Origin of the sequence: Rheinheimera sp., from assembly GCF_036782235.1 — a bacterium.
GTDB lineage: Bacteria > Pseudomonadota > Gammaproteobacteria > Enterobacterales > Alteromonadaceae > Pararheinheimera.
Genome location: NZ_DAIPZL010000004.1, coordinates 295,848 through 322,086, shown reverse-complemented (window position 1 = coordinate 322,086; position 26,239 = coordinate 295,848). Strand labels below are relative to the sequence as shown.

Here is a 26,239-nt window from a genome sequence, read left to right as displayed (position 1 = left end):
CATGCTATTGGATCGGGCGCTTTTGGTTAACAGGTGGTTTTGCTGATGAGTGTGGTAAATATCGGGAAGTTTAATGTTGATGTCCCCGGGCGGCGTATTTTTACCAACGAGGGAGAGCTTCCGGTCGAGCCAAAAGTGATCGATGTATTATGTTATTTAATGCAGTACCCGGACCGCTTTGTCAGCTTGCAGGAACTTCATGCCGAGGTCTGGTCCGGCCGGGTTGTCACTGACACTGCTGTTCGAAGAACCATCAGCAAACTGCGGTTGCTGCTGGAAGATACCGATCCCGATACCCCCCGTTATATCAGGTCGCAGATGAAACGCGGTTATCAGTTTATTTATCCGGCAGCTGCGGTTACAGATGATGTTGCGCTGCCTGACAGCAGTCAGTACCTTTCCCCGCCAACTCAGCCAGACGTGCCGCTGCAGCCCAAACTGAAGCGCTTCAGAATTTGGCCCCTTGCCACTGTCTTGTTGCTGGTTATGTTGACGGTTCTCTACACGCTACTGCCGGACGATAAAAAACAGCTGATGGTCACACACCAGCCTGTGGTTGAAATTGCCGGCGAAAAACGACTTTTGTCCGTGTCCGCTGACGGCCGCTTTCATACCTTTAGCGGCAGTCTGGGTAACACCGGGCTTTGGCAACCTTATTTATACGATTTTAAGTTAGGCCAATTACAACGAATCCCTGTGTCTGAACACGCTGTGTACCATCTTGTTGCTATGGCCAATAACAACACCCTGGCTATTTCCTCTTTTGAAGATGGCAAAGCAAAGTTGTATTTGTATGGGGTCACGGATTTAAAGACGCCTGTCAGGACACTGGAACTTAATGAATTATCTGACATTGGTCAGGCGGTACCCTATAAAGATCAGTTTGTGCTGCTTAATGGGCGCAGAAAAGGTGAACACAATGGCCTGTACTACCTGCTTGATACCGAAACAGCAGCGCTGACGCAATTTACCTACAGTTCTGTGCCCGGCAGTGTCGATTTTGGCGCCGTGTTGTCACCCGATAAACATCACCTTGCGCTTATCAGAAGTGATGCTAGTCACAGCGTACAAATTTATCGTGTTGCCGACAAAAAGTTAATTGCGCAGGAGTCCTTTGCGAAGGGGGCTGTTGTTGCTGATGAGTTAAACCTGATGTGGCTTAATGCAGAAGAGTTGCTGATTAATTTTGCCGACAAGCATAAAAAACTCAATATACAGAGTGGTGTCATGACAGCTTTGCCCTGGCATGAACGTTTTACCGGCTTTGGCCGCGATGCTGCAGGCAATTATTTTGGTCTTTTGCTCAAACCACAAAACAGAGATTTTTTTCAGGTCCAACTTGCGGATTTGACGACAGTGCAGCGTTATTTTTCATTTAACGCTCAGGCGCTGAACCTGAGCTATGGCCGCACACCGGGTCAGCTCTGGCTGGTTGAACAGGCAAAATCAGCCTATCAGTTGTTCCGTTTTTTTCCGCAGACCGGTGAAAAAAAGCTCAGTCTGGAGCAAGCCCAGCCCTTTGTGGTGTTGGCCGAAACGCCGGACTATTTGCTGCTGTTGCAACAATATCAGTTAAAACTGTTGGATCTGCACAGTAGTGAACTCAAAAACATCTCTTTTGAAAATCAGCAGGTGCATTACGCCACTCCAGTGTTAAACGGGGAACAGATTATTTTTTCTGAACAAATAGGGGACGAATGGCTGGTTAATATTTACAACAGAAAATCCAACAGCCAAAGCAGGGTATTAAAAGGTTACCGTTTATTGTTGCCCTGGAAAAATCAGTATGTTGCATCTGATGCCACGGGAAAGTTTTATCTGCTGGATGCCCATTATCAGCCAATCAAAACACTTCCGCTGACACTGAATGTTGCACACCGGCATCAGGTTGGTTTATACGGCGATAAGTTGATGACAACCAATTTAATGGCTGATGGCAACTGGGCTTTGGCAAGTTTGAACCTGGTGACGCAGGATTATCAGCGCCAGCTGAGCAGTACTTTACCGATAAAATCACAGTTCTCTTTTAATAATGACGCCAGCTCCGTCATCATTACAACGCAAAATGAAGTTGTTAATCAATTAGTTAGGCTTGGTTATAACTTTGGTTATAACTTTTCAGGCAATAAGTCACAGTAAAGTCCGCTGCCGGTTATCGAATAGCCGATGCTCCGTGGTTAGTTTGTAGCAACACCTGATTGCAAACACACAACTAAAACACGGAGCTTTTTATGTTCAACAAATCCTTTTCGTTAACACCGCTGACTATTGCCATGATCAGCTGTGGTTTGCTGTTTTCTGCGAACAGCTTGGCCACACAAAACCCAGCCATAACCGGACAGTCCTCTGTTGCGGTTGCAGAGCGCCAGCAGATAAAAACAAGTCCTAACGATCAGCGCCAGTACCTCGCTATTACGCTGCAGAATCAGCTGGATGTGGTGTTGGTCTCTGATCCGGCCGCCGAAAAATCATCAGCGGCGTTAAGTGTGGATGTGGGCTGGCTGAACGATCCAAAACAGCAGCAGGGTTTAGCCCATTTTCTGGAGCATTTGCTGTTTATGGGCACTGAACGTTTCCCACAACCCGATGGTTATCTGAAGTTTATGAAACAGCATGGCGGCACCACCAATGCTTTTACCAACCAGCTGACCAACTATATGTTTGAAATTAATAACAGCAAGTATGAAGAAGCACTGGACCGCTTTGCTGACTTTTTCAAAGCGCCGTTATTGTTACCCGAATATGTGGATAAAGAACGCAATGCGGTAAATTCGGAGTGGTCATTAAACCGTAATCAGGATGGCTGGGCACAACGGCAAATAGCAGCGAAATTATTGGGTGAACACCCGGCGAATAGTTTCTGGATTGGTAATCTGGAAACGCTGGGTGATAAAACCAACAGCAAGTTGCATGATGAGTTATTGGCGTTTTATCAGCAGCACTATTCAGCCAACCGGATGAAGCTGGTGTTAATCAGCCCGCAACCCTTGTCACAAATGCAATTATTGGCACAGCGCTATTTTGCCGATATCAAAAATAAAGGCATCAATAGCCCAAGGCCTGTGGCGAAGATTGACTTTAGCAAGTTTGGTCCGAAGCGGGTGCATTATGTGCCTGGCACAGAAGCGCAAAGCCTGCAGCTGGAATTTATCATCGATAACAATCTGGCCGACTTTGGCGTTAAACCCAATGAATTTGTTGCGCACTTGATCAGTTCTGAAATGCCAGGTACACCGGCGCAGCAGCTGAAAACCATGGGTTTGCTGGATGCTGTGCAGGTTACTTATGACCCTAAATGGTATGGCAATTACGGCACGCTGCAAATTGTCATGGCGCTGACCGAAGCCGGTATGAAACAGCGGCCAGCCATTACCACTGTGATGATGCAATATCTTGACCTGATCCGCAGCAAAGGGGTAGATGCAAAATACTACAATGAGATCCGCACCTCACTGCAAAACCAGTTTAACTTCCTGGAAAAAACCGATGGCTTTAGTTATGCCGCCAGGCTCAGCGCTGCAATGCAATATTATCCGCTGCCTGCGGTGATCAGCGCGCCTTATCAATATGACAAATTTGAGCCAAAAGCTGTGAATGCATTGCTGGCTCAACTGGTGCCGGAACGGCTCACTGTGTGGCATATCAGCCGTAACGAGCCGGCAGATCAGGACGTGCCGCATTTTACCGGTCGCTATTCGGTGACTGATATTGGCAAGGATGAAATCCAAAGCTGGCAACAGCCAAAAGTTGCAATGAGTTTACCTGCGCTTAATCGTTTTCAGCCGGAAAGTTTCGCCGTCAGTCACAGCAGCAACAAAACTCCGGTAAAAGTATTGGAAGCTGAAGGGGTTAGTGCCTGGCTGGCCGGCAGCCAACATTTTGCCGATCAGCCGCGTGGTCAATTATTGATGCAGTGGCACCAGCCGGAGGCAAAAAACAGTGCCAAACAGGCAGTATTGCATCATCTCTGGTTGTTTAACTTTTTAATCAATAATCAGGCGCTGCTGCAGGAAGCCAGTGCTGCAGGGATGAAATTACAGCCGGAAGCCAATGAATACGATTTAGTGTTAAAACTGTCTGGTTTTACCGATAAACAAGCCGCATTCACCGGTTACATTGGTAAAGCTCTGGCGGCAACCATCAGTGAGCAGCAATTTAACCAGAGTAAAGACCTGCTGTTACGCAGCTTACGCTCCTCAGAGCAACAAATGCAGGCAAAGCAGGCCAGTGAGCTGGTGAAAACTGTGTTGTCCAGTGGCCGTTATGAGTTGCCGGCCTTATTGGACGCAGTCAAACAGATTAATTTGGCTGAGCTGAATCAATACATTCAGCAGACATTGGCGGACAGTCAGCTGCGTTTATTGGCACAAGGGAACTACGCTGAGCAGGATGTATCGGCTTTTGCCAAAGCCCTGGCTGGCCCGAAAAAAACCGCACGCCAGTACCAGACATATCGCAGCTGGCAGCCTGAACCAGGTCAGCGTCTGACAGTGCAGCGGGCGAATCCGCAAAACGACAGTTCAGTGATCCGGGCGCAGTTTTTAGTCAATGGCGGACACAACGGCAAAGCTGCGGCACTGGTGTTGTCAGGCCATCTGCATCAGGCGTTTTTTAACCAACTCCGTACTGAAGAACAGTTGGGTTATGTCGTACAGGCCATCCCAATGCCGCTGAATAAACATGCTGGTTTTGGTCTGATGATTCAAAGCCCGGTGTTATCCGGTTTGAAGTTACAGCAGCGGGTCGATTTATTCCTGCAGCAGTATAACGAACAGCTTGCCAAACTGACTGAAGCCGAGTTTAACAACCTGAAACAAACGCAACTGCTGGAATTAAAGCGGGCACCGGCAAACCTGGATGAGGAGTTTGATAGCTTCAGTCGCGACTGGCTGCGCAACAGACTGGATTTTTCGGATAAACAACAGCTGATTGCCGCGGTTGAATCCCTGACCTTAGCCCAGCTGAAACAGTTTTATCAGCAGGCTCTGGCAGCAGAGACCTCAGCCGCACTGCAAGTTGTATTGCAGGGGAAAGCGAAGCGGCAAAACAACAAAACTTTAGCTGGTTTTACGCTGCTGGATGATGTCACTGAATTTCATCAAAGCTTCTAAACCTGTTGTTCATTCGTTGGCATCACAACAGAGGCCCGGTTGGGCCTCTGGTTCTACAGTTTGATTAGGGCAGAAAAAATGAAGCTCATCATAGAAAAACACTCTGTTATTTTCGGCAGCAGCCTCTGGCTGATGGTATGGATTTCAGTGAACTGGGCCGGGCTGGCGGTGCTCAGCCAGCTGATGTTACCGGGGCCACATTAACATGACTCGTTTGCATCAATTGCGGTCTCTGTGGGTGATCGCTGTGGTTGTGCTGCTGTTTTCAGCCATGCTGGACACAGCAAGGGGTGAGCCGCCCTATGCTTTGGTGAATCCTCAGCACTGGCATGATGTCAGGATTGACTACCCTGAGGGGGCGCAGGTGAATACACTCTGGCTGCACAGGCGCCACGCCGCGATGTTGGATCTGAAACATGCCTATGTGTTAATTGCAGAAGATCAGCCGATACCGGTGCGGCTCAGGGTTATCAGTTACCCGACGCTGTACGATTCAGCTGTGCGGGTCGACTTTGAGCCTATTAATATTGCAGATAAAGAGATGATTTTAAACCAGAATACAGTGTTGCTCAGGCGGGTAAAATAGCCTGAATCAGCCCTAACCAGGGCCGGCATAGTGCTGATGTGCGGGATGAAGTCAGAGCTGGCAGCTGTTTCGTCTGGCAATATTCAGCAAAACTTCACCCTCCCCCTGTAATCTGTAGCTTGATCAATTAGAATATCGCGACAGAGCTTAAGCGCACCATTTACAGGGACCCTTCTTATGGCGTTAAACGTAGTGATCCTGGCGGCCGGTAAGGGCACCCGGATGAAATCCACCCTCCCGAAAGTACTGCATAAAGTGGCCGAACGTGCCATGGTGCAACATGTGATTGATACCGCCAATTCACTTGGCGCGGCGCAAATTAACCTGGTGTACGGTTATGGTGCTGAGCAGCTTAAAGCCGCTTTGGGCGAGCAACCGCTGCACTGGGTGTTGCAGGCTGAACAGCTGGGTACAGGCCATGCGGTGCAACAGGCCGTGCCACATCTGGCTGACGACGACACTGTGCTGATTTTATATGGGGATGTGCCTTTAACGCGCAAAGAAACGCTGGAAAAATTGCTGGCGGCGCGCCCTGCCCAGGGTTTGGCGGTGCTGACAGTGCTGCTGGACAACCCAACAGGTTATGGCCGTATTGTGCGGGAAAACGGCCTGGTGGTTGGCATTGTTGAACAAAAAGACGCGACTCCTGAGCAGTTAAAAATTCAGGAAGTGAACAGCGGCATTATGGCGGTGCCGGGCAAACAGCTGAAACACTGGCTGGCCAATCTGAAAAACAACAATGCCCAGGGTGAGTTTTATTTAACTGACATTATCGCCATGGCGCACCAGGACGGTGTGGAGATTGCCACGGCGCACCCGGCCAATCCCATTGAAACTGAAGGCGCCAACAACCGCGTGCAACTGGCGCAGCTGGAGCGGGCTTATCAGTTGCGTAAAGCAGAAGAGCTGATGTTAAACGGTGCCAATTTACGTGACCCGGCCCGCATTGATGTGCGTGGTGAAGTGACAGTCGGCAGCGATGTGATGATTGACGTCAATGTGATTTTTGAAGGCAAAGTGGTGCTGGGTAACGGTGTGGTGATTGGCGCTAACTGTATTCTGAAAGACGTCACTGTTGGCGACAACACCGAAATTAAAGCCAACTCTATGCTGGAAAACTCCATCATTGGTGCTGACTGTTCAGTTGGGCCTTTTGCCCGTATCCGCCCGGATTCAGTGCTGGCAGACGACAGCCATGTTGGCAACTTTGTGGAGCTGAAAAAAACCAAATTGGGCAAAGGTTCCAAAGCCAACCACTTAACCTATTTAGGCGATGCGGTGATTGGCAGTAAAGTGAATGTGGGTGCAGGCACCATTACCTGTAACTATGATGGCGCCAATAAGTTCCAGACCACCATTGAAGACGGTGTTTTTGTTGGCTCTAACAGCTCGCTGGTGGCACCTTTAACTTTGGGCGAAAACAGCACTGTAGGCGCAGGTTCAGTGATCACCAGCAGCGTGGCTGCCAATGAATTGGTGGTGGCTCGCACTAAACAGCGCCATATCACCGGCTGGCAAAGACCTGTTAAACAGAAAAAGTCAGATTAAGTCCGGTAGCCCGGCAACGGGCTCTGCTAGTTTCAGGCCGTCTGAGGCCACATTGTTGTGGCTCAGCGCGGCATTTTTATTGCCAAAGCGGCAGCTCACCAGGGGAAGAGTGATGAAACTACTGAAGTTCAGTCTGCTGTTATTGTTGTTGTGGCAAAGCCAGCTGCAAGCCAAAACCTCAGTGTGGCAGGTTAAAAAAGGGGACGATGTGGTGTTGCTTGGTGGCACAGTGCATTTGTTGCCCGCCGCTGAGTTTCCGCTGCCGGCAGAATTTGAAACCGCTTTTGCCCAAAGTTCAGTGTTGTTTCTCGAGGCGCCTGTGCCTGAGCCGACCGATCAACAAGCTATGCAAGCCATGATGCAGCAGCTGCAATACCCTGCTGGCACCGGCTTAAAACAAAAATTGTCGGTCGATGTGTATCAGCAGCTGGTGGCCTATTTCAAAAAGTTTGGTACCGATGTGGCGGCACTGGATAGCTTTAAACCTGGCTTTGTCGCTGTGCAGCTCAGCTTGCTGGAGATGAGTGCCACCGGCATTGCCGGTGAAGGGGTCGACACCTATTTTGCCAACAAGGCCAAGCAACAGCAAAAGCCTGTGCTGTTTTTGGAAACTCTGGATTTTCAAATTCAGCTGATTGCCGGTATGGGCGAAGGTTATGAAAGCGACTTTATCAAACAAAATCTGGAAAACACCGCTGAACTTGGCCCTTTAATGCACCAGTCGATCAAAGCCTGGCGTGCTGGTGACCTGGCAAAAATTGACGAGCTGTTATTAAAAGACGCCAGAGCAGAAGATCCAAAACTGTTTCAGCAAATGTTCACAGCACGCAATCAACGCTGGCTGGGGCAAATCCGTCAGATGTTTGGCAATAATGACAAAGAACTGGTGCTGGTGGGGGCAGGTCATTTACCGGGCGAAGATGGTTTACTGTTGCTGTTACAGCAGGCCGGTTTTGAGGTTAAGCCGCTGTAATAGCGGCCTTTTATTCGGGGTGAGATGATGTTGGCACTGCAGCGTTATTGTTGGTTATTTTGTGTGGTATTGCTGCTGACGTCCTGCAGTCAGACCAATCAGCTGGCGCTGTATCGGCTCAGTGAAGCTGAACTCAATCAGCAGCTTTCACAACAACTGCAGCAGCTGGCACAAAAAGCCACAGTGGCAGGTTTGCCGCTTAAATTGCAGGTGAAGCAACTGGATGTGCAGATAGCGCCACAAGGCAAGCCGGATGTTCAGCTGACCTTGGATACCGCTGCTTTAGTGCAGCTGGCTTTGGTGCAATTGCCGGTGCAGCTGAAATTGTCGCTCAGTGCCGAACCTTATTTTGACCAGCAACGTCAGGCGGTGTATTTACGCCGTTTTCAGCTGTTAGATTCAGAAATGGCCGCTGGCGGTATGCAGGGCAAGTTAAAGCCGTTGTCGGCGGAGCTGGCCGGATTATTACAACAACAGCTGGCGCAGATGCCGGTGTACCGGCTGGATCCAAATAAACTCAGTCATCGTATGTTGTTAAATATACCGCTGCAATTGCAGCTGACGCCGGGGCAAATCAGTTTGTCACCGGCCTATCAACAAGGCGGTTAACTAAGCAGCTTGCTTAATAACGGCAGCTGGCTGAGTTGCTCCGGGTAATAATAACTCAGCATGCCAACCCGGCTTTCCAACACCAACAGTACAACATGAGTCAGCACCATCGCCAGCAAGAACCAGCACAAGGTTTTACCAAGCTGGGCTAAATCCGGCAACATAATCAGGTCGTTGTGCTCATTGGGTTTCATGGTTGTGCTCCGTGGCGACTGGTCTGAACATTAAGTCGTAACCAGTTGCAAAAAAGTTTAACCGGATTTGTCAAAATGCCGCGGCTTTTGTGATAAACGGTAGTTTTGTTGTGAGTAGCGGCGCCTTGGCCCGCGAGAAGGACAGTTTAAGATGTTACGTTGGTTACCCAGTTTAATACTGATGGCTTTTGCCGGCTGGATGATTTATCAGGCCGACCGGGGGATCCCGAATCTGTTTATCCAGTTTGCCGATCAATATGTTTATGGTGACAAAATAGGCCACGCCATGTTGTATGGGGGGCTGGCGTTGTTCCTTACTGTTGCAACCCGGTTCCGGCAATGGCGTATTGGTGGCTGGCGTTTGTTTGTTGGTGTGGTGCTGGTATTGATTGCCGCTTTGCTGGAAGAAGGCAGCCAGTATTTTCTTAGTACCCGCAACTTTGATTTATGGGATGCTTTTGCCGATGTGGTTGGCGTGACGCTGGCGCAGCTGTTTTGTTGGCTGTGGCTTGGCACAGGCAACAGATACCGGCAAATGCGGCGTAAGTTGCGTTGAAGGTTAGAAAAAACGGGGTACCGATCCCCAGCAAATAAAAAACGCCGCTAAATAGCGGCGTTTTTTTCAATTTAAAACAATAACTTACTCAGGAAGTCAAATTACCAGCCGCAGCTGCGGCCTTTGTTTTGTTCATCCAGATAAGTTTTCAGCGGCGCAAAATAATCCAGAATGGCAGACGAATCCATTTCCGGTTTGCCGGTGATTTTTTGCAAAGCATTTTGCCATGGCTGGCTGGCACCCATTTCCAGCATGCTGTTGAGCGCAGCACCGGCTTCTTTGCTGTTGTAAATAGAGCAGCGGTGAATTGGGCCATTGTCTTTGGCTATTTCACACAAAGCTTTGTGGAACTGGAACTGCAGAATATGCGCCAGGAAATAACGGGTATAAGGGGTATTGCCCGGTACATGGTATTTAGCGCCGGCGTCAAAGTCGGTTTCAGTACGGGCAACTGGTGCAGCCACCCCCTGATATTTTTCCCGTAACTGCCACCAGGCCTGGTTGTATTGTTCTGGTGTCACCTGACCGGAAAACACCTGCCAGCGCCATTGATCTACCAATAAACCAAAAGGCAGGAAAGCGACTTTTTCCAACGCCATTTTCATTAATAAACCTATGTCTTTCGATTCGTCTGGCACCTGCTCCAGCAAACCAATTTGTTGCAGATATTTTGGGGTGACCGATAAAGCTATGGTATCGCCAATGGCTTCATGGAAACCATCGTTGGCACTGTCCTGATAAAACACCGGCTGGTTTTTATAGGCGCGCTGGTAGAAGTTGTGTCCCAGTTCATGGTGGATCACCGCAAATTCTTCACCGGTTTTCTGGATACACATTTTAATGCGCAGGTCGTCTTTGCTGTCTAAATCCCAGGCTGAAGCATGGCAAACCACGTCTCTGTCGCGTGGTTTCACAAACAACGAGCGGCTCCAGAAAGTATCTGGCAAAGGGGCAAAACCTAAAGAGGTAAAAAAGCCTTCAGCGCCCTTCACCATTTTTAATTCGTCGTAACCTTTGTCGGCCAAAAGTTTGGTTACGTCATAACCCGGATCTGAATTTTCCGGCGCGACTAAATCGTAAATATTGCCCCAGCCCTGTGCCCACATATTGCCCAGCAAATGCGCCGGAATAGGTTTATCCAGCGGCACTTTGTCGGCACCGTATTTTTCTGACAACTTGGCCCGTACATGGCAGTGCAAAGCTTCATATAAAGGTTTGACCGCACTCCACTGTTTATCCAGTTCAGTGGCAAAGGCATTGGCATCCATATCATATTTAGAACGCCACATAGCGCCGGTGTCGGCATAACCCAGTTCACGGGCACCTTCGTTGGCAAGTTCAACCTGACGCTGATACAAAGGCCGCATTGGCGCTGCTGTGTCATGCCAGCCTTTCCACATTTCCAGTTGTTCGTTGTAATCGCGTGAGCTGGCCATCACTGATGACATTTCACCTAAGTCCATACACTGGCCTTCGGCTTTACAATATTTGCCTTTGCCGTACATGGCATTGAGTTTAGCAACCAGTTCCGCCAGCTCGGCGGTTTTGGCTTTGTCCTGGGGGGCCGCCAGCGTCAGCGCCAGTTTCAGTTTATCCAGTTGACGTCTGGTGTCGGCATCTACTGTGGTCTGATTAAAGCGGGCAGCTTCATTGGCCAGCCGTACCACAGTTTCAGTCATTTTCTGACCTGCGGCTGCGGAAAGGGCTTCGGTATCTTCGGTAATAAAGTTGCTGGCGATCCAGTCGGCGCGGTTGACTTCCAGCAATAAAGTGGCCATTTCATCCGACGCTTTTTTCACAAAAGCTGTGGCTTCTTCGGCTGTCGGTGCACTAACGGCTGCTGCGGTGTTGTTTTCGACTGGTTTTTCGGCGGCTGGCTGGCAGGCGCTCAGTAAAAAGCCACCGGCAATCAGGGTTGCCAGTAAAGTTGGTTTCAATTGAGGTTTCATCTGAGGTTCCGGGCATTGTTATGGTTGTATGGTGTGAAGTGCAGTTGATAGTGGCTGCACTTCACAATGCCCGGCTAGTATTGTCAGCTTGTAAAGGATTTGCAAATCAGATGAGTGCGCATTGGCTTAGATAAATTCCAGTGCCTGCGCTAAATCAGCAATTAAATCATCGGCGTCTTCGACACCCACACTTAACCGCACCAGTTTGTCAGTGACACCGGCCTTTGCTCTGTCTGCTGCTGTCATAGCGGCGTGCGTGGTGGAGGCCGGATGGCAAGCCAGACTTTCTAAATCACCTAAACTTACGGCCTGTGCAAATAATGTCAGGTTATCTAAGAACTTAGCGCAAGCTGCAAAACCACCGGCCAACTCCAGCGCCACCATGCCACCAAAACCAGCAGCGGTTTCTTTAATCACCTGATGACCAGGGTGTGAGCTTAACCCAGGGAAAAACACTTTTTCTACTTTAGGGTGACTTGCCAAAAACTCCGCCACTTTGTGGGCAGCAGCTAAATGCGCGTCCATCCGCAGTGGCAGGGTTTTGACGCCCCGTTGTAATAAATACGCTTCCTGCGGCCCCATAGGGGCGCCAATATGTTTTAGCGCTATAGTGCGGATGCGCTGGATCAGTGGGCCATTGCCAGCCACCACACCGGCAATAATGTCACCATGACCGCTCAGGTATTTAGTGCCGCTGTGCATCACAATATCTACTCCAATCGACAACGGCTGGAATAAATAAGGGGTTAAAAAGGTATTGTCACACACAGTGATGGCACCAATTTGCCGTGCAACCGCCACTATTTTGCGGCTGTCGATCACTTTTAACGTTGGGTTGGTAATAGGTTCCCACAACACCAGCCGGGTGTTTGGGTTGTGATTGGCAACAAAATCATCGTCGCTGCTATAGCTTTTGACAGTGACACCGGCGCGTATCAGCGTATTACGTAAAAAGGCATCTGTGCCACCGTACACCGGGTCGATAAAAGCCACTTCGTCACCCTGCTGGGTTAAGGCGTACACAATGCTGCTGATGGCGGCCATCCCACTTGCCACTACTACAGCTTCATCAGCACCTTCCATGGCCGCCAGCTTTTGCTCCAGCGCCGTTGAGGTTGGGTTGCCAAAGCGGCTGTAAATAAAACCCGGGTTCTGGCCGGCAAAACGGGCCTGGCCTTCAGCGGCGGTGCCGTAGCTAAAAGTGCTGGTCAGATACACAGGTGTATTTAAAGCGCCTGTGCTGGCATCCGGCGCTTGGCCGGCATGAATGGCTAAAGTGCGAAATTTCATCAGAATACCTGTTAATAAAGCGCTGCAGGCAGCGCCAGTGCTAAACAATGTCAGAAAAGAGTAGCGCTTTGCGCCGGAAAAACAGAGCCTTCCGGACGCTCAGCGTTATGGCGCGCTATGGTGTTAACCACAGCCGGTGTGCTGGTAAAAACAGCGGTTAGCTGGCCACGGCCAAATCGGCATAGTGGCTGGCGGCCACGTCTTTATGTGAACGTAAGCGGCCTTTTAATACGTTGTCGCCTACCTGATAAAACAGCGGATTCAGTGGATCTGAAGCCGGGCCTTTGGCTTCCTGCGCCAAATGGGGTGGCAACTGCAATAAAGGCACTGTGGCATCGAGCTGCGCCGCCATAAAAAAGGCACAGGAAAAACGCTCAATACCGGCTTGTGGGCTGACCACCCGGTGTAAGGTGGCTTTCAGGTAACCGTTAGAGGCCAGTTCCAGCAGCTCTCCAATATTCACGACAAAAGAGCCTGCTAAAGGTTCAGCGCTGACCCAGCCGTCGTCGGTGAGTACTTCAAGGCCTGATTGTTCACCCTGCAGCACCAGAGTCAGATAACCCGGATCTTTGTGGGCGCCCACCCCTTGTTTGCTATCGCTGGCACTTTGCCCAGGATAACGGATCAGTTTCATATGCTGGTAAGGACCATCCGCAATGGTGCTTTGCAGCGCATCGGCCGGCAGTTCTAACGCCTGCATAAAAGCACTGAGCAAAGTTTCTGTCAGATCAGACAGCTGCTGTTGCCAGCTTAATAATTCGGTTTTCAGCTCTGGCATAGCGGCCGGCCATTGGTTGGGCCCTATTAAGCGGCGCCACGGCTGTTTGGCTGTAGGCAAACCTGTGGCGATATCTTCGCGCATAATATCAAACTGTTCGCGCTGATCCGGCTGACCCAGCGTCAGCTCACCGGCCACGCCGGTATAACCGCGAAAATGCGGTGAGTGGATCATCTGAATTTGTTGTTTGGCGGCAGCTGGCAACGCAAAAAACTGACGGGCTAATTGCAAAATTTGTTGCTGGCGGTTTTCACTGATGCCATGGCCAACCAGATAAAAAAAGCCAACATCACGCGCTGCAGCACGCAGCTGTGCAAAAAACTGCTGTTGTTGCTCTGCATTTCCGCCAAGCTGGCTTAAATCCAAAACGGGTAACTGCAATTGTTGTGGGTGGCTCATTTTTTACTCCGGTGTCACTTGCGCTCTGTTTCGCGAATGTGCGCATTTAACCAGCAGTAAAAAACATAAAAAATGACCGAAACGCTCTTGGTCAGATGATTTAGTTATAACCGGATGTCTGGATTTTTAGCCGTTTTCTGTTTTAAATGGCATAAAGGTCAAAACCGTGTGGCGGGTCGTCAAGCTGCGTCTTTTTATGGCAGGTAGAGTGGATTGGATTTTGTTTATGTTATTGATTTATAGATAAAATATAATAATCATTCCTGCTTGCTTTAGATTTTGGCATGCTGAATGTTTAGACATCCGCTTACAACATTCGGATCTGATATAGATAAAAATACTGCATCACATCACAGGGATATGAAGCCGGATAAGCGCCAATCGCAGGCGGATAACCGGGTGTTTTTGTGTGGCATCAAACAGGCGCAAGCGCTTAAGCAGGCTTTTTCAGCATAAAAAAAGCCCCGCTGTTGTCGCGGGGCCTGGTTTATTCACTCACAGCGGCTAAGGCCGGAGTTTTACATTTTGTAAGACACTGTGGTGTAAAAGAACTGACCCACGTTGTCGTAGCTGGCGCCTGCTGTGGTGGTGCCTGTGCTGACGCCAGGTAAACCACGGTCAAACAGGTTGTCGATACCCACAGACCAGTTCAGACCATTTTCAAACTGGTAACCCAGGCTGATGTCGGTCAGCACATAACTGCCGTAGCTCATCAAATCACGTGGATCCGGGTTTTTCGCCAGTTCCTGTTCAGTGTACAGACTTACGCCATTGATATGACGGGTTTTCCAGGTAGCGGTCCAGGCATCATAGCTGTAGCTTAACGACAGGTTTTCCTGCCAATCTGCTTCACCTTCAGTACCGGCACGTTGTTCAAACTGTGACGGATTGTTCTGGAAAGAGAAAGTTTTGCGTGAGCCTAAATAAGTACCAATCAGTTTGGTTTTTAAGCGACCGCCCAACAGATCCAGATCATAACCCGCTTCAAAATCCACACCTTCCGCCGTTTGGGCGGCCACGTTTTGTGACGTTGAAGTGATCAGTTTCAGCTCGTGGCTGACCGGGTCCCGTTGGATCAGGTTACAGAACTGCGCCGATAAACCGTTGCTGGCGTCCACACACTTATTCAGAATGTCCTGAGCTGATACTGTGCTGATGGCTTCGTCAATTTCAATAGACCAGTAGTCCACAGTAAAGGTGAAATCTTCAATCCATTCCGGCTGATAGACAAAACCTACAGTGTGGCTGTTTGACTCTTCCGCTTTTAAGTTTGGATTACCGCCAGAGCGGCCTTCAATGCTGGCGCCTGTTGCCTTGGCCACAAAGTCAGCCGGAATGCCCAGCGCAGCACAGTTGGCAGCCCAGGTGGCGTTTTGTTTGTAACGCAGATCACAAGGGTCCTGCAGCCGTGAGAAATAGGTCTGGTTCAGCGGACGATAGAGTTCACTGATGTTTGGTGCGCGCAGCGCCACTGAATAAGTGGAACGAACACGGATCTCATCATTGATGGTCCAGTCCAGGCCGGTTTTCCAGCTGGTGGCGTTGCCGATAGTGCTGTAGTCGGCAACCCGCACCGCAGCATCAAATGCCAGGTCCTGGATCAGCAGCATATCGGTCAGTAGCGGAATAGAAACCTCGCCAAAAGCTTCTTTCACGTTAAATTTGCCGTGGGTTTCCTGTAACGCATTGAGGAAAGTGGCACCTGTGGCGGCAAAAGCGTCAGGGGTGCTGTCACTTTGTTCACGGCGGTATTCCACACCCGCAGCCACACCCACGCTACCGGCTGGTACGTCAAATAAAGCGCTGTTGGAGACACTGCCGCCAGCCACTTGTTGTTCAATAGTGCTGGTGGACAATGATGAGGTATTAAACCAGTTGATGGCCGCCTGATTGACTGCACCATAACCAAACACTGACGTTGGCACACAACCGGCAGCACGGGCTGCTGTATCGCGGCAGACAATATTGCCGTTCTGATCTTTGATTGCATCAATCGACTGGGCAAAGTTTTTGCGGATCAGGTTGTTGCGGTTAATCTGCTCCAGCCGGGTACGGCCGTGGGTGGCAAAAGTTTCAAAACTCCAGTCGTCTGTCAGCTGGCCGCTTAAACTCAGGTTGAACTGGTCTGTGGTACGGGTGTTTTCTTCCATCCGCCGACCGGCGTCTTTGTTAAAACGGTGAATGGCAATGCTGTTTTTGCCATTGGCGTCCATTAACGCCGCCAGACCTGGCGTGATATAGGCATTGTCACGCTGAATTTGCAGCGCGCTGCCATATTCAAAGAAGCTTGGCTGATTTACCGAGTCGGCTTTGCTGACCACATGTTTAGCCGAGGCCGCCAGGTTCAGATCGGCAGTCAGGTCATAGTCGCCTTTCAGGTTAAAGCTGTAACGGTCAAAGGCTGGCTGTAAATCGTTATATTCACGCAGATTTAAAAATTCACAATCGACACAGGCAGCGTCCAGCGGGAACACTGTGCCCATGTTTTGTGGCCGTACTGTACCGTCCGGGTTAAAGGTGTACCAGACTTTATTCAGCAGGAAGTTGCCATTAATAGAGCTGTCGTAATAACCGGCATTGGCAAAAGTAATTTTGTCGGCAATACCGTCATGAATGGTATTGCCGTTGGCATCTCTGCTGTCTTTGCTGGCAGGGTTAGTCAAAGACATGTAAGAGGTGCGGGTTTGGCTGCGTTCAGTGGCATTAATGTCATTTTGCGTGGCAAAGTCGGCGGCAAAAGCGACGTTACCATCACCGTTGGCAATGTCCTGGCCATAAGAGAAAGTGTATTTCTGGTTTGCCAGCGGGTTGTCGTTGGCTTTACCTGCTGTAGCGCTTAATTCCAGGCCCTGAATGTCTTTTTTTAATTTGAAGTTCACCACACCTGTGACAGCGTCAGCACCATAAATGGCTGAAGCGCCGCCGGTGATAATTTCCACCGATTCTACCCAGGCTGTAGGAATGGTGTTGGTATCCACTGAAGCTGTACCTGCACTGCTGGCCACATGGCGTTTGCCGTTCACCAGCACCAGGGTGCGGGAGCTGCCCATACCCCGTAAGTCGAGCAAGCTTAAACCGGCTGTGCCAATAGAATTGCCTGAGTTTGCCAGAGAATAGGTAGACGCCAGCGCCGGTAATTCGTTTAAGGCTTCACCAATGTTGGTAGCGCCTGTGTCGACTAAATCGGCACCGCTGATTGAAGTGACAGGAGACGGTGCTATGGCACCTTCACGCAGAATACGTGAACTGGTTACTGAAATACGTTCAACAGCAGCTGTGCTGTCGGCGTTTTGTTGTTGTGCCTGTAACTGAAAACTGCTGAGTGCGGTGGCAGAGAGCACACTTAAGGTGACTGCCTGAGTGAATAATGAACGACGAAACATTTGTACCTCGAAATGCAGACGCAATTGGCAAAGCCTTTGGCGTCATCGGTGTCGGATCAAAAGCGAATAAAAGCCCCGGCAGGCGGGGCGGCGCATTCTATAGAAACAACACAGCGAGAGGCACAAAAATCGGCAAAAAATGGACGTTTAGATAGCTGAGTGCGCATTTAGTCACCAATTTGGCGACAAATTAATCGGTGTAGCCGAGCCATTGCCAGCAGGTGTTGGCAAAAATACAGCCTGGCAAATGGTGTTTTTACCCTCTGAGGGTGATGGGAAGCAGGCCTGAGACTGTTGGCGGTGGGGCAACTTGCGGCCTGGCAGATTCTGTGCAATTATTGCTTTTGAAACCGCTTACATTTTGCTGCTATTGGTGGTCATCCCCCGGTGACAACTGTTGGCAGATGTGGCAGTTAAAACTGTCTGTGCAGGGTTTCACGTGAAACTTTATCCGCCACCCGGCTTAAAGATGCTGGGGGGGACTCCTGACCGTCTGGCTGTGGTGGCCTCTGGGGCGGTGTTATACAGGACCGGATAAAGCTGCCTCTCCCACAGCTGCACTGCCGCCGTTTGTCATCCTCGGCCGGCAGTTGCGGCTGGTTTTAAAAGCGCAAAATCATCTCGGCGGCCGAACAGTGGCAGTCAAAACCACAACGTACACAGGCATAACCATTCAGGCTGTCCTGCCGCCATTTATCCGGATGCTCTTTGACCAGCACACCACCGTGCTGGCGAAAATATTTGACTGCGGCATTGCCCGGGCTTTGTTGCCATAAATGCGCAACTCCGGCGCGTGCTCCTTGTTGTTTTAATGCTTTAATAGATTGCAACAACAACTGGCCGCCAATACCCTGACCCTGAAACTGCGGTGCCACTGTATTACATTTAAAATAAGCCACCTCACCAGGTGGCAATTGCCACAAGGCCGGGCTGCACCACTGATCCGGCTGCCATTGTCCGGCAGCAAAAGCCAGTCTGAAACCGGCCAGGTTATTGCCGCAGCGCGCAATGCGACCGGCATTCATGCCACTGTAAATGCCTTGCTGATAATAACTGCCCAGCAATTCAGCCGTTAAATAACCGTCACCATGCACCTTGTTACCCAGGGCAATCACTTCTGCAAAATCAGATGGTTGGAGTTCGAAATACTGAATATCGTTTGACGTCATAAGCTGATCTGAATGGCTTGGCAATAAAGCCATATCTTGCCATGATGCTGCCAAAGAATGCCAGTTGCAGCTGGCTGATGGTTTTTGATGAGGTTTGTTATGTACGATCCGCTGCACGATACCTTTGCCGGTCAGGCTGAACCCTATCCGGACAGTTACTGGGCACAACATTCCGGGCCAGCGCCTGCTGCTGATGGTGTATTAAACCGCGATCTGGACGTTGACGTTGCCATTATTGGCGCTGGTTACACCGGCTTATCCACCGCATATCATCTGGCGGTTGACCATGGTGTAAAAGCAGTGGTGCTGGAGGCCAACCAAACCGCCTGGGGCTGCAGCGGCCGTAATGCCGGTTTTGTGCTCAAATCCAGTGGCCGTAAACCTTATGCCCAGATGCAAAAACAATGGGGTGACGCCGTAATGCGCGGCATTTACCAGGAGTTTTGTGCTGGGGTGGATACAGTCAAATCTTTGATAAACAAAGGTATTGACTGTGAAGTACAGGCGCCGGGTTACCTGCGTATGGCACATAAACCGGCCATGGTGAAAGTGATAGCAGCCCAGGCGGCGTTGCAGCAACAGATGTTTGGTTATCAGGTGGAAGTGCTGAGCCAACAGCAGGTACGTCAGCAATATGTGGACGATCAGCAATCTTTTGGTGCCTTGCGTTATGCCGACGGTTTTGGTGTGAATCCGCTGAAACTGGCCTGGGGTTATCAGCGACTGGCACGGGAAGCCGGTGCCCGTATTTATACCGGCAGCCCGGTGCTCAAGCTGCAAGCTGCAGGCGCTCGACAACAACTGCACAGCCCTCAGGGTATAGTGACTGCCAAAAAAGTGGTGATTGCCACCAATGGTTATACCGCCAAAAACTTCCATCCTGGTATTCAGGCTCGTACCCTGCCGGTATTGTCGCAAATTATTGTCACTGAACCTCTGACTGAAGCTCAGCTGCAAGCCTGTAACTTCCTGACCAGCCATGTGGTGATGGACACTCGCGCCCTAAAATATTATTACCGCAAACTGCCCGATAACAGACTGCTGTTTGGTGGCCGTGGTGCTATTACCGGCAAAGACGCTGAAAACCCCTATTATGCCGAACGTTTGTTGCAGGTGCTAAAACTGAGTTTTCCGGCGCTGCAGCAGATCCGTTATCAATATAAATGGGCGGGCTGGGTGTGTATGGCGCTTGATGATATTCCGCATATTTATCAGGCCGATGAACGTGGAGATGTGCTGTACAGCATGGGTTATTGTGGCAGCGGTTTGTCTTTTTCGGTGCAGGCCGGTAAAAGGCTGGCCGAGCGGGTGATGGGGTTGGCTTTACCAGAGCTGCCTTTATACCAGAGTGCGTTGCCAAAGTTTCCGCTGCCGGCACTGCGCCGTCTGGGCCAGTGGGGTTATTTCCATTATGGCAAATGGCAGGATCGGTGGTTTTAAGCAATAACAGGTAAATTTGTATATAAATTGTTTATTGTGGCCGCTACATAGTATTGATATTTGTTTCCTTCTTGCCTACCATGCGCCAGTCTGACCAATTGGAATGGAGCAAAGGCAAAATGGAACTATTGCCGGACTTAAACACTATATTGCTGGTGGTTGGGGTGTTGTATTTTTGGTATGCCCCTTTGTTGTTGATCTTAAGCCGGGTTGATCTGAATCTGAAACAAAGATTTTGCTGGAGCTGCATTTGTTTATGCTGCTCCTGGTTCAGTTATTTTTGGCTCAAAAAGCGTTATCGCCTCAATACTGAGGAAAACTTCACCAATTATTAGTCAAATTCGCCGCAGCGATCTTTGACAAATTTAATTAAATTGTTGATTTTAAATGTTTTTGTGAATGGCATCAGATTTGCTCTTTTGACTTATCTATAGTGAAAAGGACAATCTGATGACCAACTTCCCCGCTTTTATCAGCCAGTGCGCTTTACTGGCGCGTTTTGAGCTTTACCGCCTGGTCGGCAGCCCCCGTGGCTGGTTTGCTCTGGGCGCTTTTAGTGTGATTTGGTATTTCCTGCTGCGTTACCCCATTTTTGAAGCCAGTGCCCAGCTGCAACAACCTGAGGTTCAGGGCATGCTGGGCCGGGTCTTTGGTATGGTGGGTTTACATAATTTATTAAATTGGCCATTGCCGGAACTCAGTGTGTATTGGCTGATCACTTTATTGTTATTGCCGCTGGTGGCCGTGTTGACCAGCGCTGATCAAACCGCCAGCGACCGCTCGCGCGGCACTTTACGATTTTTGACTTTAAGAACCAGCCGCAGTGCCATTGTGCTGGGACGTTTTGCCGGCCAGATGCTGGTACAGGCACTGCTGGTATTGTTGTCTTTATTGGCTACTTTAGCGCTGGCGGCTTGGCGTTTAGGCTCGTTGCCGTTGGCAGCATTTGAACATGCGCTGATTGTGTGGTTAAACCTGCTGATAGTGTTGGCCCCTTTTACTGCGCTGATGGCGCTGTGCTCGGCGCTGGTGCGCTCGTCCAAACTGGCCATTAGTCTGGCTATTGTGGGCTCTGGCCTGCTGATGGGGCTGCTGAGTACGCTGATTTGGTATTGGCCGGATTTTCTCTGGTTACTGGAGTATCTGCCAGGTGCGCAGCTGCCGCTGTTATTGGCTGAACAAGGCTGGGCTACGTTGCAATATGCCGCTTTACCGCTGGCGCAAACTGCAGTGTTGTTGTCTCTGGCCTGGTTAGTGATGAAAGGAAAAGCATTATGACAGCGTTGATCCGGGCACAAGCCTTATCAAAAAAATTTGGTAGTAAAACAGTTTTAGACAATCTGAATTTTAGTCTGGAAGCCGGTGATCCCATTGCGCTGATAGGCCCGAACGGCGCCGGTAAAACCACTTTGTTTAGTCTGCTCTGCGGTTATTTAACCCCAAGCGCCGGTCAGCTGGAAATTCTGGGTCACAAACCCGGCAGCAGCAGTTTATTTGGCCGGGTCAGCGCCCTGCCACAGGACGCGCAGTTGGATCCGAATTTTTCGGTGCAAACCCAGCTGGAATTTTATGGCCGGTTGCAAGGCATGAGCCCGGCCACTGCCAAAGCCGAAACAGCGCGGGTACTGGCGCTGGTGGATTTGGCGGAAAACGGCGGGCAAAAAGCCACGGCACTGAGCCACGGCATGCGCAAAAGAGTGGCGATTGCACAGGCGTTGTTGGGTCAGCCGGAGCTGGTGTTGCTGGATGAACCAACAGCGGGCCTGGATCCGGTGAATGCGATGCAGGTACGTAAACTGATAGCGTCGTTATCCAAAGAAGCCACTTTTATTATCAGCTCGCACAATATTTTTGAACTGGAACGGTTATGCGGCACTGTGTTGTATCTGGAAAACGGCAGGCTGCAGCAACAACAGCCGACCCATCAGCAAGGGGTTGCCGGTTATCTGGCAGTGCAGCTGGAGCCTGGTGACAATCAAAGGGTGCAGCTGCTGCTGAGTCAGTTACCCGGTGTGCAAAAAGTGGAACTGCTGCAGAAAAACGAATTTGGCCTTTGTTATGACCGCGAGCTTTGCCCTGATTTGGATCTGACAGTGCTGGCGTTGCTGCGCGCTGAAGGCTTGCCGTATCGCCAGTTAACGCTGGGCCGTTCGCTGGAGCAGCAGTTATTCAGTGTGGTGAATGGGTAAAGCCGATGCAGGTTATTCGTCGGTTTGCAGATATTGCAGCTTGTCCGGCACGCCGTTCCACGCATCGGCGTCTGCCGGGGCTGGCTTAACTTCGGTGATATTGGGCCAGACTTTGGCCAGCTCAGCATTGAGCTCAATAAATGGAATTTGTGCTTCAGATAAGGCGTCTTGCTGGTAAATGGCATTGGCCGGGCACTCTGGTTCACACAAACCGCAGTCAATACAATCGGTTGGGCTAATCACCAGAAAGTTTGGCCCTTCATAAAATGCATCGGCCGGACACACAGCCACACAGTCGGTGTATTTGCATTTGATGCAGTTGTCTGTGACGACAAAGGCCATAGGTTGCTCCTGCTGGTTGCTGCTGAAAATGAGTCGCGGATTTTACGCAACAACACTGAAATTACAAGATAGCGTGGATTTTTTGTGCAATGGCAATTTGTTGCGCCAGCAGCGCTAAATTCACGTAAAATGGCCGGCCAATACCATCTTGTGAGCCCTGCCAGCAGAGGCTAAGACACCGATAGGAAACCGTCATGATCCGTTTAACCGAAATTAAATTACCGCTGAACCACGACGAAGCCGCGTTACCCGCCGCTATTGTCAGCAAATTAGGCATCTTGCCTGCCCAGTTAAAAAGTTTCAGCATGTTTAAACGGGGTTATGACGCCCGGAAAAAAACCGATATTCAGCTGATTTATACACTGGATGTTGAAGTGGAGCAGGAAGCAAAATTACTGCAAAAATTTGCCAAAGATCCGCATGTCAAACCATCACCCGACACCAGCTACAAGTTTGTGGCACAGGCACCTGCCACTCTTGATGAAAGACCTGTGGTGGTTGGCCTTGGGCCCTGTGGTTTATTTGCCGGATTGTTGCTGGCGCAAATGGGCTTTAAACCCATTATTCTCGAGCGTGGCAAAGAAGTGCGGGAACGCACCAAAGATACCTTTGGTTTCTGGCGGAAAAAACCGCTGAATACCGAATCGAATGTGCAGTTTGGTGAAGGTGGTGCCGGTACTTTTTCTGATGGCAAGTTATACAGCCAGGTAAAAGATCCAAAACATTATGGCCGCAAAGTGCTGACCGAATTTGTCGAGGCCGGCGCGCCGGACGAAATTATGTATGTCAGCAAACCCCATATCGGTACCTTTAAACTGGTGACTATGGTGGAAAAAATGCGCGCCCGTATTCTTGAACTGGGTGGTGAAATCCGCTTTAGCACCCGGGTTGACGATGTTCTGATTGAAGATGGTCAGCTGACCGGCCTGAAGTTATCCAATGGCGAAACCCTGCACAGCAAACATGTGGTGCTGGCTGTCGGACACAGTGCCCGCGACACTTTTGAAATGTTGTTTAAACGTGGTGTGTATATTGAAGCCAAACCTTTTTCGGTTGGGTTTCGCATTGAACACAAACAGTCGATGATCGACGAATGTCGCTTTGGCCCTAACGCCGGTAACCCCATTTTAGGTGCTGCTGACTACAAGCTGGTGCATCACTGCGACAATGGCCGCACTGTGTACAGTTTTTGTATGTGCCCCGGCGGCACTGTGGTGGCCGCGGCTTCTGAAGAAGGCCGGGTGGTGACCAACGGCATGAGCCAATATTCACGTAATGAGCGCAACGCCAACAGCGCCATAGTGGTTGGTATAGACCCGGAGCGGGATTACCCTGGCCATCCGCTGGCTGGTATTGAGCTGCAGCGTCAACTGGAAGCTCAGGCTTTTGAGCTGGGCGGTGGCAACTATGATGCGCCTGCGCAGCTGATTGGCGACTTCCTGGCCGGTAGAGCCTCGGCTGAACTGGGTGATGTGGAGCCTTCTTATACCCCAGGGGTAAAACTGACCGACTTATCCAAGGTGTTACCGGATTATGTAATAGCCGCTATCCGCGAAGCCATTCCGGCTTTTGATAAACAAATTAAAGGTTTTGCCCGGCCTGAAGGTTTATTAACAGGGGTGGAAACCCGCACTTCGTCACCAATTTGTATTAAAAGGGGTGCAGATTTCCAGAGTATCAATATCAAAGGTTTGTATCCGGCCGGTGAAGGTGCGGGTTATGCTGGTGGTATTTTATCGGCCGGTATCGACGGTATTAAAGTGGCCGAAGCTGTTGCCCTGGCCATAACACAGCAGGCCGGTTAATCCGGCTTGTAGCTGTGGCAGATGCTGGTTAATATGACGTAAATAATTGATAAAACAGGGTGTTGTCACCCTAAGCTTGCACTGCAAAGACTCAGGTCTTGCAATGACCAACAGGAGTGGAAAAATGCGTAAGACCCTTATTGCAGTTGCCGTTGTCGCCGCCGGCGCTTTGGCTTATTACCAGTTTGCCGGTAAAAGTGGTGCTGCCCCTGAGCTGGCAGAACTGGCTTATGTGCCGGCTGACACAGCGTTATTTTCCGGTCAGTTTACGCCGATTGATTTAGGCAGTTACCTGACCAGTCTCGGCATGGGCCCGCAATATTACGACGCTAATATGCAGCAGGTATTTGGCGACATGCTGAATGAAAGCAACGAGGCACAAAACAAATTTGTGCTGGCGCTGCTGCAAACTTATATGAAAGCTTTGTCTGATCCGGCCAGGCTGAGCGCCAGCACAGGTGTCAAACCTCAGATGCGCAGCCTGGTGTATCTGGTCGGCATGTCGCCGGTGATGCGGATTGAGTTGGGTGACGAAGCAGCGTTCTGGCGTTTATTTGACGAGGCCGAAAAAGCCAGTGGTTTTAGTCATATCGCCCAGCAAATTAATGATGTGAAATATCGTCAGTACCGGTTGGTGAAAGAAGAAGTGGCGCTGGATTTTCTGGTGTCGGTTAAAAATGGTTTTGCCACTCTGGCACTGAGCTCTGACAAATTTGATGCGCAGCACCTAGCGATTGTGGTGCAAGCGGCTCAGCCTGAGCAAAACCTGGCCAATACCAGTCTGCTGGCTGATGTGCAGAAAAAATATCAGTTAAATAACGACTCTATCGGTTTTTTAAGTTCTGAGCAGCTGCTGAAGTTTGTCACCAGCACAGATGGTAACCGTCTGGCCAAAGACGTGAATGCGGTGTTTGGTCAGGAGCTTGCTGTGGCGCTGGCGGCATGGCGTAATCCTGCTTGTGTGGCTGATGTTGCCGCTATCAGTAAAAACTGGCCTGGGTTGTATATGGACAGTCAGTTTGACCTCAAAGATGCCAGTAAAATTAAAGTGGCAGGCCGGTTATTAGTACCAACCGAAAATGCCGACACTGTGGCTCAGTTATCGGCCCTGCGTGGTTTTATTCCGGCGCAGCTGCAAGACCCGGCCAACAGCGCCATGATGCATACGGCTGTGGGTCTGGACGTTGCCCAGCTGGCACCAACCCTTGGCAAGTTGTGGACAGGTTTTACTGAACCTGCTTACAGCTGTGAACCTCTGGCGCAAATGCAGCAGGAAGCTAAACAAAATAACCCGCTGGCGGCGCTGGCGATGGCCGGAATGGCCAGCGGTTTGCAAGGTATTTCGCTGACACTGCATGATGTGGAGCTGGATTTAACCAATGGCAGCCCAAAAAATGCTGATGCGTTATTAACTATTTCAGCCACCAACGCCCGCGCTTTTGTTGAAGGTATCAAAGCCTTTTATCCACCACTGGCTGCTGTTGCCCTGCCTGCCGCCGGTGAAGAGCTGGATGTGGCTGCTGTGGTGCCGGAAGTGGCGGTACTGGGGGTACAGCCAAAACTGGCCATGACCGACAGTCATTTATTGTTGTATGTCGGTGACAAAGCCAAGGCGCAGTCTGCTGAGATTGGCAAAGAAAGCTTAAGCAAAAACGGTTTATTAAGTTTTGGTCTGGACTACGGCAGCTTCTTTAAAACCATGCAGCAGGCCATGGCTGCTACAGGTGAAGAAGTGCCAGCCGACTTCCAGACTTTTGCCAACAGCGATATGAAAATGCAGATGAGCGTCAACATTAACAATCAGGGTTTTGTGTTGCAGTCTCAAATGCAGGTCAGTGCCAAAACACAGGCCGCTGCAGCTGCACCGGCCACCAGCGCCGGCAAATAAATCTGTTGTTGTGATGTGAAAAAGGAGCTG

At 50.2% G+C, this 26,239-nt stretch carries 20 protein-coding genes; 13 read left to right on the top strand and 7 right to left on the bottom strand.

Annotation, left to right across the window (positions count from 1 at the left end; genetic code table 11):
* Positions 1-45: 45 nt before the first annotated feature.
* From V7P87_RS07155 to V7P87_RS07130, 6 genes are all read left to right on the top strand, one after another.
* Positions 46-2,139: a winged helix-turn-helix domain-containing protein gene (locus V7P87_RS07155; protein WP_296294437.1), complete on the top strand. Its 2,094-nt coding sequence runs from the start codon at positions 46-48 to the stop codon at positions 2,137-2,139.
* Between the two features lie 92 nt (positions 2,140-2,231).
* Positions 2,232-5,111 carry an insulinase family protein gene (locus V7P87_RS07150; RefSeq protein ID WP_333796825.1) on the top strand — a complete coding sequence of 960 codons (2,880 nt, stop codon included), beginning with the start codon at positions 2,232-2,234 and terminating at the stop codon, positions 5,109-5,111.
* Positions 5,112-5,316: 205 nt separating this feature from the next.
* A complete protein-coding gene (locus tag V7P87_RS07145; RefSeq protein ID WP_333796824.1) occupies positions 5,317-5,697 on the top strand; it encodes a hypothetical protein in 381 nt (126 codons plus the stop codon).
* A gap of 177 nt (positions 5,698-5,874) precedes the next feature.
* Positions 5,875-7,245: a bifunctional UDP-N-acetylglucosamine diphosphorylase/glucosamine-1-phosphate N-acetyltransferase GlmU gene (glmU, locus tag V7P87_RS07140; RefSeq protein ID WP_333796823.1), complete on the top strand. Its 1,371-nt coding sequence runs from the start codon at positions 5,875-5,877 to the stop codon at positions 7,243-7,245.
* Positions 7,246-7,357: 112 nt separating this feature from the next.
* On the top strand, positions 7,358-8,218 hold the full coding sequence (locus V7P87_RS07135; RefSeq protein ID WP_333796822.1) for a TraB/GumN family protein: 861 nt from the start codon (positions 7,358-7,360) through the stop codon (positions 8,216-8,218).
* Between the two features lie 27 nt (positions 8,219-8,245).
* Positions 8,246-8,827 (top strand): DUF1439 domain-containing protein, encoded by a 582-nt coding sequence (locus V7P87_RS07130; protein WP_333796821.1) that lies wholly within the window; start codon positions 8,246-8,248, stop codon positions 8,825-8,827.
* Here the strand turns inward: V7P87_RS07130 and V7P87_RS07125 are convergent.
* Positions 8,824-9,021: a hypothetical protein gene (locus V7P87_RS07125; protein ID WP_333796820.1), complete on the bottom strand. Its 198-nt coding sequence runs from the start codon at positions 9,019-9,021 to the stop codon at positions 8,824-8,826. The two genes, V7P87_RS07130 and V7P87_RS07125, sit on opposite strands and share 4 nt — an antisense overlap.
* A 151-nt stretch (positions 9,022-9,172) precedes the next feature.
* On the opposite strand from V7P87_RS07125, the gene V7P87_RS07120 reads away from it, so the two are divergent.
* The gene (locus tag V7P87_RS07120) at positions 9,173-9,577 is read left to right on the top strand and encodes a VanZ family protein (protein WP_333796819.1); all 405 of its coding nucleotides are present in this window, start codon (positions 9,173-9,175) and stop codon (positions 9,575-9,577) included.
* A gap of 101 nt (positions 9,578-9,678) precedes the next feature.
* Here the strand turns inward: V7P87_RS07120 and V7P87_RS07115 are convergent, their stop codons facing one another.
* The 5 genes from V7P87_RS07115 to V7P87_RS07095 all read right to left on the bottom strand — a co-directional run bounded on the left by V7P87_RS07115 (position 9,679) and on the right by V7P87_RS07095 (position 18,545).
* Positions 9,679-11,526, bottom strand: coding sequence for a M2 family metallopeptidase (locus V7P87_RS07115; RefSeq protein ID WP_333796818.1), 1,848 nt, complete (start codon positions 11,524-11,526; stop codon positions 9,679-9,681).
* 126 nt (positions 11,527-11,652) lie between these two features.
* Entirely contained in the window at positions 11,653-12,816 is a 1,164-nt protein-coding gene (locus V7P87_RS07110; protein ID WP_333796817.1) for a trans-sulfuration enzyme family protein, read from the bottom strand.
* Between the two features lie 157 nt (positions 12,817-12,973).
* The gene (locus tag V7P87_RS07105; RefSeq protein WP_296294416.1) at positions 12,974-13,993 is read right to left on the bottom strand and encodes an isopenicillin N synthase family dioxygenase; all 1,020 of its coding nucleotides are present in this window, start codon (positions 13,991-13,993) and stop codon (positions 12,974-12,976) included.
* A gap of 518 nt (positions 13,994-14,511) precedes the next feature.
* A complete protein-coding gene (locus V7P87_RS07100; protein ID WP_333796816.1) occupies positions 14,512-17,400 on the bottom strand; it encodes a TonB-dependent receptor domain-containing protein in 2,889 nt (962 codons plus the stop codon).
* A gap of 578 nt (positions 17,401-17,978) precedes the next feature.
* On the bottom strand, positions 17,979-18,545 hold the full coding sequence (locus V7P87_RS07095; RefSeq protein ID WP_333796815.1) for a GNAT family N-acetyltransferase: 567 nt from the start codon (positions 18,543-18,545) through the stop codon (positions 17,979-17,981).
* Positions 18,546-18,644: 99 nt separating this feature from the next.
* Between V7P87_RS07095 and V7P87_RS07090 the strand changes: the two genes are divergently transcribed.
* The 4 genes from V7P87_RS07090 (at position 18,645) to V7P87_RS07075 (ending at position 22,174) form a co-directional block, all read left to right on the top strand.
* Positions 18,645-19,985: an NAD(P)/FAD-dependent oxidoreductase gene (locus V7P87_RS07090; protein ID WP_333796814.1), complete on the top strand. Its 1,341-nt coding sequence runs from the start codon at positions 18,645-18,647 to the stop codon at positions 19,983-19,985.
* 119 nt (positions 19,986-20,104) lie between these two features.
* Positions 20,105-20,320: a hypothetical protein gene (locus V7P87_RS07085; protein ID WP_333796813.1), complete on the top strand. Its 216-nt coding sequence runs from the start codon at positions 20,105-20,107 to the stop codon at positions 20,318-20,320.
* Between the two features lie 115 nt (positions 20,321-20,435).
* A complete protein-coding gene (locus tag V7P87_RS07080; RefSeq protein ID WP_333796812.1) occupies positions 20,436-21,263 on the top strand; it encodes an ABC transporter permease subunit in 828 nt (275 codons plus the stop codon).
* Positions 21,260-22,174, top strand: coding sequence for an ABC transporter ATP-binding protein (locus V7P87_RS07075; protein WP_333796811.1), 915 nt, complete (start codon positions 21,260-21,262; stop codon positions 22,172-22,174). Before V7P87_RS07080 ends, V7P87_RS07075 begins: the two co-directional genes overlap by 4 nt.
* Positions 22,175-22,186: 12 nt before the next feature.
* Here the strand turns inward: V7P87_RS07075 and fdxA are convergent, their stop codons facing one another.
* Positions 22,187-22,516: a ferredoxin FdxA gene (fdxA, locus tag V7P87_RS07070; protein WP_296294400.1), complete on the bottom strand. Its 330-nt coding sequence runs from the start codon at positions 22,514-22,516 to the stop codon at positions 22,187-22,189.
* A 194-nt stretch (positions 22,517-22,710) separates the two neighbouring features.
* Between fdxA and V7P87_RS07065 the strand changes: the two genes are divergently transcribed.
* A complete protein-coding gene (locus V7P87_RS07065; protein WP_333796810.1) occupies positions 22,711-24,321 on the top strand; it encodes an NAD(P)/FAD-dependent oxidoreductase in 1,611 nt (536 codons plus the stop codon).
* A gap of 124 nt (positions 24,322-24,445) precedes the next feature.
* Positions 24,446-26,209 (top strand): hypothetical protein, encoded by a 1,764-nt coding sequence (locus tag V7P87_RS07060; RefSeq protein ID WP_333796809.1) that lies wholly within the window; start codon positions 24,446-24,448, stop codon positions 26,207-26,209.
* The last annotated feature ends 30 nt before the right edge of the window (positions 26,210-26,239 follow it).